Source organism: Pseudomonas sp. JZ114 (assembly GCF_051027705.1).
GTDB lineage: Bacteria > Pseudomonadota > Gammaproteobacteria > Pseudomonadales > Pseudomonadaceae > Chryseomonas > Chryseomonas luteola.
Map to the genome: position 1 here is coordinate 3,730,188 of NZ_CP069256.1, position 16,740 is coordinate 3,746,927.

Here is a 16,740-nt window from a genome sequence, read left to right on the forward strand (position 1 = left end):
AAGGGGCGCATTATGCAGAGCCTGAGGGCTATCCGCCAGAGGTTGCGCCCGAAAGACGATGAATTGATGACAGTCAGGGCTTAATTAAGCTCTATGATCTCGTATCCGTGCGAAATCTCGACGCCCGCACGCTCCAGCATGATAGAAGCTGAACAATACTTTTCTGCAGACAGCTCAATGGCGCGCTTGACCTGCGCTTCCTTCAAGTCACGGCCCTTGACCACAAAGCGGATGTGTATCTTGGTAAATACCTTGGGTTCGGATTCAGCCCGCTCAGCCTCAAGAAAGGCCTCACAGCTCTCTACAGCCTGGCGAGATTTCTTTAAGATACTCATCACATCAAAGCTGGTGCAGCCACCCAAGCCGATTAGCAGAGCCTCCATTGGGCGGACGCCCAGGTTACGACCGCCATGATCAGGAGGGCCGTCCATGACAACCACATGGCCACTGCCCGACTCGCCCAGAAACATGGCCTCACCGGCCCATTGAATTCGTGCTTTCACCATGAGACTCCACAGCAAGTAAAAAAATAGAGTACCACAGCCCCATAAATGTGATGGAATGCTATCAAACTGCCATTAAACTGTTAGTCACGTCGCACACTTCACAAGTCGTGATCTGCAGAGTAAAAATTCACTTTAATTTAGTGGCAAACTTGCCGATATGTTCAAATCCCTGTAGACAAGGCTTGTCTCAACTTCAGGAACCAGCATGGCCGCTATTATTCCTCCTGCAAAACTTCAACATCTCGATAAACTGCTCGCGCATTGCTCGCGTCGCCGCTATACCGCCAAGACGACGATCATTTATGCGGGTGATAACAGTGAAAGCCTGTTCTTCATCCTCAAAGGGTCGGTAACGATTCTGATTGAGGACGACGAAGGTCGCGAAATGATCATCGCCTATTTGAATGCGGGCGACTTTTTCGGCGAGATGGGGCTATTTGCCAAGGAAGGAAGCGAACCCGAACGCAGCGCCTGGGTTCGTGCACGCACGGAGTGCGAGGTTGCCGAGATCAGCTACAGCCAGTTCAGAGAACTGAGCCAGCAAGATCCCGACATGCTCTTCTCGCTGGGCCGCCAGATGGCCGAGCGTCTGCGCCAGACTACGCGTAAGGTAGGTGATCTTGCCTTCCTGGACGTGACTGGTCGTGTCGCTCGTACGCTGCTTGACTTGTGCAAACAGCCCGACGCCATGACGCATCCGGACGGTATGCAGATCAAAATCACACGCCAAGAAATTGGTCGCATCGTTGGATGCTCACGTGAAATGGTCGGTCGCGTACTCAAGTCTCTGGAAGAGCAGGGCCTTGTCCATGTGAAAGGCAAGACAATGGTTGTGTTTGGTACTCGCTAAACACACCATGCTCTGACAAAAAAGCCGGCTCGCGCCGGCTTTTTTATTAATCACTCTACGTCGGGGGAGGAGATCCCCGCGCGTCTTTCAGGAAAGAACAGCCGGTGCAGCTCGTGTCCGGGATCCTCTGCACGCATGAATGCTTCACCTACTAAAAAGGCATGCACATCGCTGACTTGCATCAGCTCAACGTCAGCCCTGTTCAGAATGCCACTCTCAGTTACCACCAGACGCTCTCGCGGGATAGATGGCAATAGGTCCAGTGTTGTTTCCAGGCTCACCTCAAATGTATGCAGATTGCGGTTATTGATACCGATCAGCGGCGTGTCGAGTGTTTTCAGCGCTCGCTCCAACTCATTTGCATCGTGAACTTCAACAAGCATATCGAGGCCAACCGACTTTGCCGTAGCGGCTAGCTCTGCCATCAAGGTATCGTCCAGGGCGGACACGATGAGAAGAATGCAGTCAGCACCAATCGCACGGGCTTCAATGACCTGGTATGGATCGATCATAAAGTCTTTACGAATGATAGGTAATGAGCAGGCTGCCCGGGCTTCCTTCAAATAGGCATCGCTGCCCTGAAAGAAATCGATATCCGTCAGGACCGAAAGACAGGTCGCGCCGCCTGCTTCATAGCTTCGCGCAATATCTGCCGGCACGAACTCCTCCCGCAGGACACCCTTACTGGGCGAGGCCTTCTTGACCTCAGCAATGACCGCTGGTTCTCTTCGCGCCACGCGATCCATCAGGGCCTGGGCAAATCTCCTTGGTGATTCAGAGGCCTGCGCCAAGGCCTCCAGATCGGCCAGTGGAAGCGCTGACTTACGCTGTGCTACTTCTTCAGCTTTGCGGGCCAGGATTTTTTGCAGAACGGTAGGTACGCTCACGCTTGATTCTCCACTTTGTATACCGCTGTAAAGCTGGCCAACTCATCCATTTTTTCCCGGGCAAGGCCGCTGTACAACGCGTCATGCGCCAGATTGACACCTTCTTGCAAACTTGAAGCTAGATCAGCTGCATACAATGCGGCTCCCGCATTAAGCACAATCATGTCAGCGGCCTTTTGCCCAGCCTCGGTTTTCCGACGCCCCAGGGCATCCCGGATCAGACTTAATGAAGCCTCCGGGCTGTCGACTGTAAGCCCGATCAAGCTCTGACTCTTGATACCAACATCCTCCGGAAGGACTTCATACTCTTGAATTTGTCCATCCTTGAGTTCAGCAACACGTGTAGGCGCCGCCAGGCTGAACTCGTCAAGCCCATCCCTGGAGTGAACAACCAGCACATGCTTGCTGCCTAGCCGCTGCAGCACTTCGGCAAGGGGACGGCACAGTGCAGGCGTGAATACCCCTACCACTTGATGCAAGACACCGGCTGGACTGGTCAACGGACCTAGCATGTTGAATAACGTACGCAGCCCCAGAGACTTTCGAGGGCCTGCAGCATGGCGCATCGCACTGTGGTGCGATTGGGCAAACATGAAGCCTACCCCTATCTCATTAACGCAACGGGCTATTTGTTCGGGCGTCAGGTTGAGATAAATCCCCGCCGCTTCAAGCAGGTCGGCACTGCCGCTTTTACCTGAAACAGCACGGTTGCCGTGCTTGGCTACTTTTCCCCCAGCAGCCGCGACAACAAAAACAGAAGCCGATGATACGTTGAAGATATTGGCACCATCTCCTCCTGTTCCCACGATATCCACAACGTGCTCAAGGCTGGGCAATTCAACCTTGGTAGCCAGCTCGCGCATCACGCTTACGGCACCACAAATTTCATCGATGGTTTCGCTCTTGATACGCATGCCCATGAGAAAAGCGCCGATCTGGGCATCATCACATTGCCCGGTCATGATCTGGCGCATGACGTCCTGCATTTCGCTTGTGGTCAGGTCGAGTTGACTGACGATTTTGCCGAGCGCTTCCTTGATATCCATGACTAGCGTGCGCCTCCGGTCTGCTTGAGGAAATTGGCCAGCAGGTCATGACCGTATTCGGTAAGAATCGACTCGGGGTGAAACTGGACACCTTCCAGCATGTACTCGCGGTGACGGAGCCCCATGATTTCATCCATGGTTCCATCTTCGTGTTGAGTCCAGGCAGTAATTTCCAGACAGTCCGGCAGCGTTTCTCGTTTCACCACAAGCGAATGGTAGCGCGTGACCGTAAAGGGGTTGGGCAATCCGGCAAATACACCCTCACCCTTGTGATAAACCAGGCTCGTTTTACCATGCATCGGCTCACGCGCTCTGACCACCTCACCTCCAAATGCCTGCCCCAGGCTCTGATGACCAAGGCACACACCCAAAGTAGGCACTTTGCCTGCGAAATGTTTCAGCAGTTCGAGTGAGACGCCTGCCTCATTCGGTGTGCAGGGGCCTGGGGAAACGACAATGCGCTCCGGCGCCAGCGCATCGATTTCGTTTACGGTCGTTTCATCGTTGCGTACGACTTTTACGTCTGCCCCTAACTCGCCCAGGTATTGCACGAGGTTATAGGTGAAGGAGTCGTAGTTATCCAGCATCAGTAACATAGTAGCGCTCCTTCAGGTACGCGAAGTCGTAGAAGTTTGTTCAGCCAGTGCAACCGCGCGGAACATCGCACGACGTTTATTGATCGTTTCTTCCCATTCCGCAGCAGGTTGAGAGTCTGCAACGATGCCCCCACCGGCCTGAACATGAAGCTCACCGTTTTTGATGACGGCAGTACGAATCGCGATGGCAGTATCCATATTGCCATTCCAGGCCAGATATCCTACGGCACCGCCGTAGACACCTCGCTTGACAGGCTCCAGCTCGTCGATGATTTCCATGGCGCGGATCTTCGGCGCGCCGGACAGCGTACCTGCCGGCAGGATGGCACGCAGGGCATCCATGGCATTGAGACCGTCCTTGAGCTGGCCGGTCACGTTGGACACAATGTGCATGACATTGGAATAACGCTCGATCACCATTTTTTCGGTCAGCTTGACCGAGCCGGTCGACGATACGCGGCCAACATCATTACGACCTAGATCGATCAGCATCAGATGCTCGGCAATTTCCTTTTCATCACTGAGCAGATCTTTTTCGAGCTCAAGATCCTGCTCCTCAGACGCTCCTCGTGGACGCGTTCCGGCGATAGGTCTAACCGTTACCAGCCCTTCCTCTACTCGAACAAGGACTTCCGGCGAACTGCCTACGACATGGAAATCACCGAAGTTGAAGAAGTACATGTAGGGCGTTGGGTTGAAGCAGCGTAGCGCGCGATAGAGGTCGATGGGGGCGGCCTTGAAATCGATGGACATCCGCTGGGAAGGCACGACCTGCATGCAGTCCCCAGCCAGGATATAGTCCTTGATCTTGACAACCGCCTGCTCGTAATCCGCCTGAGTAAAGCTGGCTCGAAACTTGGGCTCCTGCGCCTGAGGTGCACTGAAATCGAGCCCACGGCGCGGCGTAATAGGCCGACGCAGGCGCTCCAGTAATTCATCCAGGCGCGCTTTGCCTTGGTCGTAGGCATTTTCATCGGCCGGGTCGACCAGCACGATGGCATGCATCTTGGTAGATAGATTATCGAACACCACGACAGCATCAGATACCATCAGCAGGATATCGGGATTGCCCAGCGGGTCAGGATTGGGGCAGGCACCCAGGCGCTTTTCAACGTAGCGGACACAGTCGTAGCCGAAATAGCCGACCAAGCCACCATTGAAGCGCGGAAGGTTAGGCAGTGTGGGCACGCGATAGCGCTGCTGGAATGCTTCGATAAACGCTAGCGGGTCCTCGACCTCAACGGTTTCGACGACCTCATCGCCCTCATGAATCGTGGCTTGGTGGCCATAGACTCGCAATACGGTGCGACTGGGCAGCCCGATAATGGAGTAGCGACCCCATTTTTCACCACCTTGGACAGACTCAAGCAGGTACGTATTGGTGGTATCGGCCAACTTGAGATAAAGCGACAGCGGCGTGTCGAAATCAGCCAGGGTTTCGAATGTCAGGGGAATACGGTTATAGCCGGCAGCGGCCAAACGCAGGAATTCTTCGCGGGTCATGATCAGCCTCGTGGAGGGTAAAGGTCAGGTGCAAAACGCGCCGGGCATGCCGGCCAGGAATGAGTCAGGCGCGCCAGCGCCAACGCGCCAGGGCCTTGATGACCTTCATCCACAGTTTGCAGGTGACCACCACGATTCGATCTCTTCGCCGGGTAGATAGGAATACGGCCACACTAGCTCAGGCAACTCGCTGAATCAACCTCTTTGCCATAGCGAGTGTGGCATTTTATCGCTAAGCCAGTAACTGCCTAAGGTCGTCCAGTAGCCAGTCAGGTGACTCATCAGCTATGGGCTGACCATGATTGTAGCCATAGGTCATCGCGACGCAGCGCACTCCGGCAGCCCGTGCGGCGCGGATATCGTTACGTGAGTCGCCAATGAACAGGGCGTCGTCAGGCTTGGCACCCGCCTTGCCCATGACATAGAGAAGCCCGGCAGGATCAGGCTTTTGTTGAGGTAACGTATCCCCTCCTACGATCCATGAGAAAAAATCGCCTAACTGCATGTCATCCAGAAGTGGGCCAACAAAGCGCTCCGGCTTGTTGGTAATGACGGCCATCGCAATCCCTTTGGCCTTGAGCGTCGCCAGCGCTTCCTGAACGCCGGGGTACACGACTGTGAGCTCGTGGCTGCCCCCATAAAGAGACATGAAAAGGCTCAGTGCCTCATCTGCCTCAGCCTCCGTGATGTGGCTGTGCTCCATCTGATCTGCCAAGGCACGACGAACCAGCACACGGGCTCCATTGCCAATCCACAGCCTGACCTTATCCAGCCCTGCAGAGGGTCGACCTAGCGTTTCAAGCATGGCATCAACCGCTGCGGCCAGATCTGGGGCTGAATCGAGAAGCGTGCCGTCAAGATCAAACATGATCAGCCGTGGCTGCTTTCCATCAAACAAGGTTTCCAGCACGCCTTGACTCATACCGCACGTGCCTTGGCCAGCTCATTACGCATGGTCTTGATGACCTCTGCATAATCCGGCGCATTAAAGATGGCGGAGCCCGCAACAAACGTATCGGCACCGGCACGTGCGATTTCACCGATGTTGGAAACGTTGACGCCGCCATCGATTTCCAGACGAATCGGCAAGCCGGAGGCATCGATCAGCTCACGTGCCTCGCGCAGCTTGTCGAGTGTTTTCGGAATGAACTTCTGGCCACCAAAGCCCGGATTCACACTCATCAGCAACACCATGTCGATCTTGTCCATGACATATTTCAGGCAGTCCAGAGACGTCGCCGGGTTAAAGACCAGCCCTGCTTTACAACCACCTGCCTTAATGAGCTGCAGTGAGCGGTCGATATGCTCTGAAGCCTCCGGGTGAAAGGTGATGAACGAGGCGCCCGCCTCGATGAAATCACCGATAATACGATCCACTGGCTTGACCATCAGATGCACATCGATAGGCGCCGTCACGCCATACTTGCGTAGCGCCGAACAGACCATGGGGCCAATCGTGAGATTGGGCACATAGTGGTTGTCCATAACATCGAAATGGACGATATCGGCGCCCGCTGCGAGCACCTTGTCTACATCTTCACCCAGACGGGCAAAGTCAGCGGAGAGGATCGACGGAGCGATAGCATAAGGTTGCATGGAAAAGCCTCAAGGCAAGTCAGCGGAAAGCGGCATTGTACCCAATGCAGCGGCTGGGCATTCATGCATTAGAGAGCTGACGACCGGCATTTCTCCCCGCTGCTGTCTTGCACAGCACATCTTGCAGGGCACACTTGCCGCTTGTGGCGGTCAGTGCAAGTAGATGCCTCTTATTTGCGTGCCGCGGTAGACATCGCCCATGACAGCATGACCAAAGGTGATTAGTCTTCCGCCCATTCTGGACAGGACGAAGTGCACTTCATGTTTAGCCGACCCGGTGTGTTCAACAAGACCCTGCTGCTGATTGCTCTTGGCATGGCCAACAATGCCTCTGCCGAAGAAGCTACTACCCCGCCAGCCCCTGCTGCCGAACGAGCAGCTCCGATTGGACGCAGTCAGGATACTGCGCAGGCGCTGGAGCGCACGCTCCCCAAAAGCGAGCAGCAGACCCTGACGGCGGGCAACGAGCAATTCCTGGCGTTATGGAAACCTGCCAATACTGCCCAGCCTCAGGGAACGATCGTCCTGATACCGGGCGATGGCGAGTCCGCTGACTGGCCCAACACCATCAGCCCACTCAGGCAAAAATTGCCCGACGAAGGTTGGCAGACACTTAGTCTGACTCTGCCCGACCCGCAAAACCAGGCTCCACTGCCGCGTAACGCCAATGGGGCGACTTCCGCTCCTGCCGATGCCGATGCATCCACTGCAGAGGGTGCGTCCCCTACACCCGTAGAAGGTGTGACCGGCACCGCACCAACACCTGAAACCCAGGCTGAAATAGGCAGTGGCGAACCCGCACAAGCAGGCAAAGCGCCCTCGGATGCCAAAGCATTGCAGGATGCCTATGCGGAGGGCGTCATGGCTAGACTGGCGGCCGGAATCGACTTTGCGCTACAGCGAGGCTCCAAGCAGGTGATTCTGCTCGGTCACGGTACCGGAGCCTATTGGGCAGCTCGCTACCTCGCTGAACGAGAACCCAGCGAGCTTCATCACTTGATTATCATTGATGGCAAGGCACCGGTTAATTCGGGCTCAAATCTGGATGCAATCGTGCCCAAGCTCAAGGTAGCAACAGGCGACTTCTATCATAACCAGTCTTCGATCGCTCAAGCCTCGGCCCAGCAGCGCCGCCAGGCTGCCAAGCGGGAACAGGCCAGCGATTACACCCAGGTTGCCCTAAAGACGATTCCCGGCGCCCCCTCCAATGAGCAGGAACAGTTGTATCGTCGTGTGCGAGGCTGGCTTAGCACACACATAGCGGCAGGCGGTGGAGAGCAGCCTGCGCCCTAACGAAAGCCATGCCGTTCTTTGATAAGCCGATAGGCTGCGTGCAAGGCAGCGGTTTTTTCCGCTGCCTCCTGAACCACATATTTATTGGCGCCGGCACCTTGAACCTTGTCGGGATGATGCCTGCTGAGCAATCGCCGATAGGCTTGCTTGATACTTTTGCTATCGCTGCTCTCGCTTACCCCTAGCAGCGCCAAAGCCTCTTTATAGCCATTGTTTGCCCGCGGCTTCTTCGCTGACCGCATGGGCTGCAGTTCATCTACTCGCGTTTGTGAGAGCCCGGCCCACAATCCCCATTGCCGGATCAGGTCCCGCTCACCAGGCCGGACGCTGCCGTTCACCCATACCATTCGCCAACAGGCACGAATGATAATTTCAGCCTGACTTTCCGCTGCAGCCAGCCGGGTACGAGCCGAGCGAACTGCCGTTTTACCCTGATTGAACGCAGCGATTGCACGGCGGCGGCCCTCAACGTCCAAACCCAATCGCTTAATTTCACCTTCAGCCTGGCGAATATGTGCCGTCGACACTTGCCCCCCTGCCTTGGCCAGATGGCCGAGCAGTTCAAACAAGAGCTGATACTCAAAACCAACCTGCCCCAGCCGCAGGCGCAGCGCAGACCAGGAGGTGAGTCCCAGCTTACGCTCGGCCGCATGCCCTAACATTGCACCCAGCAATGCTCCAGAAAGATCAGCTGCTGCCCAGCCGGTAAGCGCCCCGGACAGCGTTAAAGGCCATGGCCAGAACACTAGGCGCTCGCCTCGATCAGTTGCTCGACTTCTGCCAGCCGCTCATGGGTCCCTACATCGACCCAACGACCGGTATGCAGCGCTCCGCTGACGCGCCCTTCTGCAATGGCTGCGCGCAGTACAGGCGCCAACTTGAAGGCGCCTGCCTCGCAGGTGCGAAATAGATCGGGATCCAGTATTGCAATACCGCTGTAGGTAAACCTGTCGCAAGCCTCGCCAGCTTCAACCACGCGTCCATTACTCAAAAAGAAATCCCCTTCTGGGTGGTGAAGAGGGTTATCGACCAAAATCAGATGCGCTAAATCACCGGCGGTCAGCTGTAACGGCCGATAGTCGTAATCCGTCCAGATATCGCCATTAGCCACCAGGAAAGGCTCTTTACCTAACAGCGGAAGCGCCTTGAAGATGCCCCCGCCGGTTTCCAGCGGCTCACCTTCAGGCGAGTACACGATACTGACGCCTAACCGCGAGCCATCTTGCAGGTAGTCTTCTATCTGCCGCCCCAGCCACGCATGGTTGATGACGAAATCGTTGAAGCCAGCCGTTTTCAAAGCCCGAATCTGATATTCGATCAACGGCACTCCGCATGCTTTAACCAAAGGCTTCGGGGTATGCAAGGTAAGCGGGCGAAGCCGCTCCCCACGCCCTGCTGCAAGAATCATGGCTTTCATACGGTAGAGGCCTCCCGAAGCTCGGCGAGCAAGGCCTTCAAAGGCGCGAGTTCAGGGCGCCGCGCGATAACCGCCTCGATATAGGCGAAGAAACGCGGCACGTCAGCCAAATACTTGGGCTTGCCGTCTCGATGGCAAATGCGCGCAAAGATCCCGATGACCTTGAGGTGTCGTTGTACGCCCATCAGGTCGCTGGCTCGGTAAAAATCTTCAAAATCATCGCCAACCGGCAAGCCTTGCTGCCGGGCACGGGTCCAGTAAGTTTCGATCCACCCTCTGACACGCTCCTCCGGCCAACTCAGGAAGGCATCCTTGAAAAGGCAGGTCACGTCATAGGTAATGGGGCCGTATACCGCATCCTGAAAATCCAGGACACCTGGATTTGGCATACTGACCATCAAGTTGCGCGGCATGTAATCGCGATGCACCAAGACGCGCGGCTGCGCCAGTGCGCTGTCAATCAGCAGCTCACAGACCGACTCCCACGCGTCCTGTTGCGCCGCATCGAAGCGATGATCAAGAACGTAGCGGACATACCAGTCAGGAAATAGTTGTAGCTCACGCGCCAACAGGGCGCGGTTGTACTCTGACAGATGACCTTCCGTCGGAAGAACCTGATAGGTCAATAACGCATTCAAAGCGTCATTAAAAAGCGCGTCGGCATTATCGGATGTCAGGACGTCAAGGTATGTTTGCCGCCCCAGATCATCCAGCAGTAAAAAGCCCTGTTCTATATCCTGAGCCAGGATTTCCGGCACATGCACACCGGCCTCGGCCAGTAGCGCGGCCACATGCACAAACGGCCGGCAGTCTTCCTGTGGAGGTGGTGCATCCATAACGATCAGGGTACGGCCGTCACATTCCCAGCGAAAATAACGACGAAAACTTGCATCGCTACTGGCGGGGGTCAGCTCGCCTTCTCCAGGCGCTCCCCAGCCTTTTTTATTGAACAATTCAGGCAGACACGCGTCCAGCCACTGACAGAGTTGGGTAAAGCGAACATCTTCAGACATTTATAACGGTTTCCCTCGGCCCTAGCCGTTGCGCAGGTCATGCTTTATTATCCGATATCTTTTTGAGCCCATCGAGAGGCCTGCGGTCCGTTTCCGGGCCGATGGCGCGCAGGATAACTTTAAGGATGGCCGTGAAATCCCCCGCGTTTCGCAGAAAGTTTCCCTTGCTGGTTACTGGCAGTCTGCTGGCTTTTCAGCCGCTGACCTCCGTTCTTGCTGCTCCGGCAGCCCAGCAGTTCAACTGCGCTCCTTCCGCCACAGGCGGCTGGGCGTGTAATACTACCGAGGCCACGAGTAATGTGCCTCCCCGCCCAGCTCATACGGAGTCGGCTGTCAGTGCAGGCGATGGCCCGCAGACCGCAGCCGCCCGAGAGCCGGAGAAGACGCTGGTCACCGAGAGCGAAGGCCGAGGCCTTGCTTCCCGAAGCGCGGACTATAGCCATCTGGATTGGGTGCCGCGTGAAAAGCTGACCCCAGCGCAGCTGGCGGAAACAGGCCCCTACTGCTCGGGCGCCTATGTCGAGCCACAGCGCCCCGGCATGAATGACAAAACGCCGATGAGCGAATCGCCGACGTACGTCACTGCCAAGGTGTCTCGCTATCAGGAAGAGACTCAGACCGCCACCCTCGCAGGTGATGTAATCCTGCGGCAAGGTCACATGCAGGTCGAGGCGAATGAGGCCAACCTGCATCGAACTGAAAACCGGGGCGAGCTGAACGGTAACGTCAAGTTCCGTGACAATGGCATGCTCGTGGTGGGCGACAATGCTCAAGTGCAACTCGACAACGGCGCCGTTCAGGTGGATAACGCCGAATACGTTGTGCACCAGAGCCGTATTCGGGGCAGCGCGCTGTACGTCAAGCGCGGCGAAGACGCCATTATCCGTCTAAAAGACGGTACCTATACGACATGCGAGCCGGGCAGCAACTCATGGACCGTCAAGGGCAATAACGTTACGTTGAACCCGGCGACCGGCTTGGGCTATGCCACCAACGCGACCTTGCGCGTCAAGGACTTTCCAGTCCTCTATACACCGTTCATTTATTTCCCGATCGACAATCGTCGTCAGTCAGGCTTCCTGCCGCCGACCATTGCCTCGTCGAGCGATAATGGTCTGACCGTCGTAACGCCCTACTACTTCAACCTGGCGCCCAATTACGACGCAACTCTGTACCCACGCTACATGACCAAGCGCGGCCTGATGATGGAAGGTGAGTTCCGTTATCTGACACGCAGCAGCGAAGGTCAGATCAGTGCGGCGTACCTGAACGATCAGGAAAACGATCATGAAGGCATGCCGGAAGCAACGGACAGGCGCTGGCTGTACGGTTGGAAAAACCGCACAGGCCTGGACTCCCGCTGGCTGGCAGAAGTCGACTACACCAAGATCAGCGATCCGTATTACTTCCAGGATCTGGATACCGATCTAGGCATTAGCAAACCCACCTACGTCAACCAGCAGGGCCAGCTGACGTACCGGGGTGATACCTATACGGCGCGCTTGAACGCTCAGGCTTACCAGATGGCTACGGTATCCGACGTGACACCGTATAACCGCCTGCCACAGCTGACATTGGATGGACACCTGCCTTACAGCCCAGGCGGCCTGCAGTTTACCTATGGCACCGAATTTGTTCGGTTCCAGCGCAGTCTGGATGACGATACTTATTTCGATCTGGATGATGACGGTAACCGCACCAACATCCGCAATCGTCCTGACGTAAATCTTTTCGGTCTCTCACGCGCTGAGGGTGATCGTATCCACGCTGAGCCTGGCATTTCAATGCCAATGAATGCTAGCTGGGGCTATCTGACACCCTCAGTTCGGTACGCCTATACTCGTTACGACTTGGATCTGGATAGTCAAGGCAAGAGTGACCTTAGCTCTTCATTCAATGACCCAAGCGGGCGCCGTCAATCTGTAGGCTCCAGCCTGCAAAGCTTTAACGATAACCCAAGCCGTTCTGTGCCTATCGTAAGCATCGACAGCGGCCTGTATTTCGATCGTAATTCCAACCTGTTCGGCGAAGGCGGCAAGCAGACTCTAGAGCCTCGTGCCAAGTACTTGTATGTCCCATACAAGGACCAGGATGACATCCCGGTATTCGATACCAGCGAATACACCTTCAGCTATGACTCCCTGTGGCGTGATAATCGCTTTACAGGTAGAGACCGGATTGGCGATGCCAATCAGCTGGCCTTGGGTGCAACCTCCCGCTTCATCGAGCCGAGTGGCTTTGAGCGAGCCAATGTCAGCTTTGGTCAGCTATTCTACTTCCGCGACCGCCGCGTACAGCTGCCAGGTTTGACGGAAGATGATATTGCCTACGCCCGCAGCCTTGGTCAGGATGTCGACAATCCTCAAGCTGACTCCTGGCGCTCGCCTTATGCGTTGGCCGGTATGTACCGCTTCAACCGCGACTGGCGCGTCAATGGAGAGTTCAACTGGGATCCGACCATTAACCACACGGACTCTGGCAGCGTAATGTTCCATTACCAGCCGGAAAACGATCCCCGGAAGATCGTCAACGCAGGCTATCGCTACAGAAGCAATACACGCGTCTATGATCCCAACCTGGGCCGTTTCGCCTACAACAGCAACGATTACAAGATCGACCAGCATGATTTCTCTGTCATCTGGCCAATCGTTCCGCAGTGGTCCGCCATTGCCCGCTGGCAGTTCGACTACAACAAGAGCCGTACACTCGAGGCCTTTGGCGGCTTCGAATATGACAGCTGCTGCTGGAAGCTGCGTCTGATCAACCGCTACTGGGTCGATACGGATGATGATGTTTTCTACAACTCCCAAACATCCAAGTCTGACCGCGGCGTCTTCCTGCAGATCGTCCTGAAAGGGCTCGGCAACGTCTTCGGTGGCAAGACCGAAGGCTTCCTGGATAAAGGCATTCAAGGCTATCGTGAACGTGAAGACCAAGCTATGTAACGCCATGCGCCCACTTGCTCTAGGTGTGGCGCTGACTATCAGCTCAATGGCCCATGCTGCCGTGGTACCGCTGGACCGAGTGGTTGCCATTGTAGACAACGATGTGGTGATGGAGAGTCAGCTCAGGCAGCGCCTGACCGAGGTGAAGCAGAACATTGCCAAGCGGGGCGGCGAAGTACCGCCCGACAGTGCTGTAGAAAATCAGGTACTGGAACGGCTGATTCTGGAAGACATACAGCTGCAGATCGCTGAGCGTAGCGGCATTCGTATCTCGGAAGACGAGCTAAACCAGGCGGTTGCCACAATCGCTCAGCGCAACGGACTGAGCGTGGCTCAGTTTCGTCAGGCGCTGGCTCAGGATGGCCTGACCTATGACGATGTTCGCGACCAGGTACGTCGTGAGTTAACTATCAGTCGCGTACGGCAGCGTCAGGTAGCCCAGCGCATCCAAATCAGTCAGCAGGAAGTGCAGAACTTCCTGAACTCCGATCTGGGCCGCATTCAGCTATCAGAAGAATACCGCCTGGCCAATATTCTGATTCCTGTGGCAGATAGCGCTTCTTCCAGTGAAATCCAGGCTGCTGGCCAAAAGGCCATGCAGATCTATAACAAGGCTCGTCAGGGTGCTGACTTTGGCGAACTTGCCATTGCCAACTCGGCTGGCGATAACGCCTTGGATGGCGGTGAGATAGGCTGGCGGAAAGCCGCCCAGCTTCCACCTCCCTTCGATCAGATGATCAGCTCGATGAAGCCAGGTGACGTCACTGAGCCTGCTCGTGTACCGGGCGGTATTATCATCCTCAAGGTTGAGGAGAAGCGTGGCGGCGAAAGCTCGGTGGTTGACGAAGTTCATGTTCGCCATATCCTGCTAAAGCCAAACGAAATTCGCAGCGACGAGGAGACACGTCGTCTAGCGGAACGCCTGCGTGAGCGCATCGAGGGTGGTGAAGACTTTGCCGAACTGGCCAAGAGCTTTTCGGAAGATCCCGGTTCGGCACTTAACGGTGGCGACCTGAACTGGATCAACCCGGAGTCTCTGGTACCTGAGTTCCGTGAGGTCATGAACAGCACCTCTGCTGGCCAGCTGTCTCAGCCTTTCCGTACGCAATATGGCTGGCACATTCTGGAAGTCCTGGGTCGTCGTGCTACGGACAACAGCGAGCAGGTTCGTCAACAGCAAGCCCTCAACCTTCTGCGTAACCGCAAGTACGATCAGGAGCTGCAGCTGTGGCTGCGCCAGATCCGCGACGAGGCTTACGTGGAAATCAAAAAGTGACAGGGCCAAAGCGCTTTGCTTTGACGCCCGGGGAGCCAGCAGGCATCGGTCCGGACCTTTGCCTGCTGCTTGCTCAGCATCCTCAGCCCTACCCTCTTATTGCTATTGCCAGCCAGTCTCTACTGGCCGAGCGAGCCCAGCAGCTCGGCCTCTCAATTTCCCTTATCAGCGTTACGCCATCTGACTGGCCTGTAGAGCCCACTAACGCCGGGGCGCTTTATGTATGGGACACACCACTAGGCGCACCCGTGGTGGCTGGCCAATTGAGTCCTGCCAATGGTCACTATGTTCTGGAAACCCTGACTCGGGCCGTGCAGGGCTGCCTCAATGGCCACTTTGCCGGCATGATTACCGCACCGGTTCACAAGGGCGTGATCAATGAAGCAGGCGTTGCGTTCTCCGGACATACCGAATTCCTTGCCGACCTGACCCATACTCCGCAGGTTGTCATGATGTTGGCAACAAGGGGCCTGCGCGTGGCTCTTGTCACTACGCACTTGCCCTTACGTGAAGTGGCGGACGCCATCACTGGCGAGCGTGTCCAGCGTGTAGCGCGGATACTTCAGGCTGACCTGCAAGAGAAATTCGGTATTCCGAAGCCGCGAATTCTGGTCTGTGGCCTCAATCCCCACGCCGGCGAAGGCGGACACCTGGGCCGGGAAGAGATCGAGATCATCGAGCCTGCACTTGAGCAGTTGCGTGAAGAAGGCCTTGAACTGATAGGCCCTTTGCCAGCTGATACACTATTCACACCCAAATACCTCGATCACTGCGACGCCGTGCTCGCCATGTATCACGACCAGGGCCTGCCTGTGCTCAAGCACAAAGGCTTTGGTGCCGCGGTCAATATTACCTTAGGCCTGCCGATCATTCGTACATCGGTCGACCATGGTACCGCCCTAGATCTGGCCGGAACGGGCCAAGTCGATACCGGCAGCCTGAGCGTTGCCTTGGAGACGGCCTATCAAATGGCCGAAACACATATCAATGACTGAGCTTTATCAACACAAGGCGCGCAAGCGTTTTGGACAGAATTTTCTTCATGATGCCGGCGTCATCCACCGCATCCTGCGCGCCATCAATGGAAAGGCAGGTGAACATCTGCTGGAAATCGGCCCTGGCCAAGGAGCGCTCACGGAAGGACTGCTGTCCAGTGGCGCAACGCTGGATGTCATAGAGCTTGACCAGGATCTTATCCCCCTGCTCAAGCTAAAGTTTGGCCTGAACCCTCAGTTCACCCTCCATCAGGGTGATGCCCTCAAGTTCAACTTTGCCGAACTGGTTAGTGGCGAGAAGCTGCGTGTCGTGGGCAACCTGCCCTACAACATTTCCACTCCATTGATCTTCCATCTTTTGGACCATGCAGACGTTATCTCCGACATGCACTTCATGCTGCAGAAGGAAGTCGTCGAGCGGCTGGCAGCAGAGCCAGGCGGCGGCGATTGGGGACGTCTGTCAATCATGGTTCAATACCATTGCCGCGTTGAGCACCTTTTCAATGTAGGCCCTGGTGCATTCAATCCTCCACCCAAGGTGGATTCGGCCATTGTGCGCCTTGTTCCACATACCGAACGTCCGTATACCGCTAAAAATCCAAAGATGCTTGAGCGAGTCGTACGTGAAGCGTTCAATCAGCGCCGCAAGACCTTGCGCAATACACTCAAGGGTCTCATGAACAGTGATGCCATCGAGGCTGCCGGCGTTGAGCCGGGTCTACGCCCCGAGCAACTCGATATCGCAGCCTTTGTACGCTTGGCCAATGCCTTGGCAGATCAGCCACAGAGCAACTAAGGTCATCTGAATAACCTGAAT

Annotated in this window: 15 protein-coding genes and 1 pseudogene; 6 read left to right on the plus strand and 10 right to left on the minus strand. The window is 55.9% G+C overall.

All coding sequences use genetic code 11. The features are described from left to right. Window positions 1-80: 80 nt before the first annotated feature. A complete protein-coding gene (locus tag JQR90_RS17535) occupies window positions 81-503 on the minus strand; it encodes an OsmC family protein (RefSeq protein WP_026004192.1) in 423 nt (140 codons plus the stop codon). A 208-nt stretch (window positions 504-711) separates the two neighbouring features. Here JQR90_RS17535 and crp point away from each other — a divergent pair, with 208 nt between their 5' ends. After that, entirely contained in the window at window positions 712-1,356 is a 645-nt protein-coding gene (gene crp / locus JQR90_RS17540) for a cAMP-activated global transcriptional regulator CRP (RefSeq protein WP_010795963.1), read from the plus strand. Between the two features lie 50 nt (window positions 1,357-1,406). On the opposite strand, the gene trpC is transcribed toward crp, so the two are convergent. The 6 genes and pseudogenes from trpC to rpe all read right to left on the minus strand — a co-directional run bounded on the left by trpC (window position 1,407) and on the right by rpe (window position 6,984). Next, the gene (gene trpC / locus JQR90_RS17545; RefSeq protein ID WP_434140180.1) at window positions 1,407-2,243 is read right to left on the minus strand and encodes an indole-3-glycerol phosphate synthase TrpC; all 837 of its coding nucleotides are present in this window, start codon (window positions 2,241-2,243) and stop codon (window positions 1,407-1,409) included. Next, window positions 2,240-3,289 (minus strand): anthranilate phosphoribosyltransferase, encoded by a 1,050-nt coding sequence (trpD, locus tag JQR90_RS17550; RefSeq protein ID WP_286788980.1) that lies wholly within the window; start codon window positions 3,287-3,289, stop codon window positions 2,240-2,242. The genes trpC and trpD overlap by 4 nt, the downstream gene beginning before the upstream one ends. Before the next feature lie 2 nt (window positions 3,290-3,291). Next, entirely contained in the window at window positions 3,292-3,885 is a 594-nt protein-coding gene (locus JQR90_RS17555; protein WP_010795966.1) for an anthranilate synthase component II, read from the minus strand. A gap of 12 nt (window positions 3,886-3,897) precedes the next feature. Next, a complete protein-coding gene (gene trpE / locus JQR90_RS17560; RefSeq protein ID WP_219651575.1) occupies window positions 3,898-5,388 on the minus strand; it encodes an anthranilate synthase component I in 1,491 nt (496 codons plus the stop codon). 64 nt (window positions 5,389-5,452) lie between these two features. Beyond that, window positions 5,453-6,310: pseudogene (locus tag JQR90_RS17565) on the minus strand (phosphoglycolate phosphatase). Further along, on the minus strand, window positions 6,307-6,984 hold the full coding sequence (rpe, locus tag JQR90_RS17570; RefSeq protein ID WP_122041487.1) for a ribulose-phosphate 3-epimerase: 678 nt from the start codon (window positions 6,982-6,984) through the stop codon (window positions 6,307-6,309). The pseudogene JQR90_RS17565 and the gene rpe overlap by 4 nt, the downstream one beginning before the upstream one ends. Window positions 6,985-7,245: 261 nt before the next feature. Between rpe and JQR90_RS17575 the strand changes: the two genes are divergently transcribed. Next, the gene (locus JQR90_RS17575) at window positions 7,246-8,277 is read left to right on the plus strand and encodes an alpha/beta hydrolase family protein (protein WP_434140181.1); all 1,032 of its coding nucleotides are present in this window, start codon (window positions 7,246-7,248) and stop codon (window positions 8,275-8,277) included. Here the strand turns inward: JQR90_RS17575 and JQR90_RS17580 are convergent. The 3 genes from JQR90_RS17580 to JQR90_RS17590 are packed head-to-tail and all read right to left on the minus strand — an operon-like array spanning window position 8,274 to window position 10,707. Further along, a complete protein-coding gene (locus tag JQR90_RS17580) occupies window positions 8,274-9,023 on the minus strand; it encodes a DnaJ domain-containing protein (RefSeq protein ID WP_434140182.1) in 750 nt (249 codons plus the stop codon). The genes JQR90_RS17575 and JQR90_RS17580 overlap by 4 nt on opposite strands. After that, on the minus strand, window positions 9,023-9,694 hold the full coding sequence (gene murU / locus JQR90_RS17585; protein ID WP_010795972.1) for an N-acetylmuramate alpha-1-phosphate uridylyltransferase MurU: 672 nt from the start codon (window positions 9,692-9,694) through the stop codon (window positions 9,023-9,025). Before murU ends, JQR90_RS17580 begins: the two co-directional genes overlap by 1 nt. Continuing rightward, a complete protein-coding gene (locus JQR90_RS17590; RefSeq protein WP_434140183.1) occupies window positions 9,691-10,707 on the minus strand; it encodes an aminoglycoside phosphotransferase family protein in 1,017 nt (338 codons plus the stop codon). Before JQR90_RS17590 ends, murU begins: the two co-directional genes overlap by 4 nt. Window positions 10,708-10,832: 125 nt before the next feature. On the opposite strand from JQR90_RS17590, the gene JQR90_RS17595 reads away from it, so the two are divergent. Genes JQR90_RS17595 through rsmA form a run of 4 tightly spaced genes read left to right on the plus strand, consistent with a single transcriptional unit; the run spans window position 10,833 to window position 16,719 of the window. After that, the gene (locus JQR90_RS17595) at window positions 10,833-13,652 is read left to right on the plus strand and encodes an LPS-assembly protein LptD (RefSeq protein WP_010795974.1); all 2,820 of its coding nucleotides are present in this window, start codon (window positions 10,833-10,835) and stop codon (window positions 13,650-13,652) included. Further along, window positions 13,633-14,928, plus strand: coding sequence for a peptidylprolyl isomerase (locus JQR90_RS17600; RefSeq protein ID WP_026004190.1), 1,296 nt, complete (start codon window positions 13,633-13,635; stop codon window positions 14,926-14,928). The genes JQR90_RS17595 and JQR90_RS17600 overlap by 20 nt, the downstream gene beginning before the upstream one ends. Beyond that, window positions 14,925-15,923, plus strand: coding sequence for a 4-hydroxythreonine-4-phosphate dehydrogenase PdxA (gene pdxA / locus JQR90_RS17605; protein WP_037029818.1), 999 nt, complete (start codon window positions 14,925-14,927; stop codon window positions 15,921-15,923). Before JQR90_RS17600 ends, pdxA begins: the two co-directional genes overlap by 4 nt. Continuing rightward, window positions 15,916-16,719 carry a 16S rRNA (adenine(1518)-N(6)/adenine(1519)-N(6))-dimethyltransferase RsmA gene (rsmA, locus tag JQR90_RS17610; RefSeq protein ID WP_010795977.1) on the plus strand — a complete coding sequence of 268 codons (804 nt, stop codon included), beginning with the start codon at window positions 15,916-15,918 and terminating at the stop codon, window positions 16,717-16,719. The genes pdxA and rsmA overlap by 8 nt, the downstream gene beginning before the upstream one ends. The last annotated feature ends 21 nt before the right edge of the window (window positions 16,720-16,740 follow it).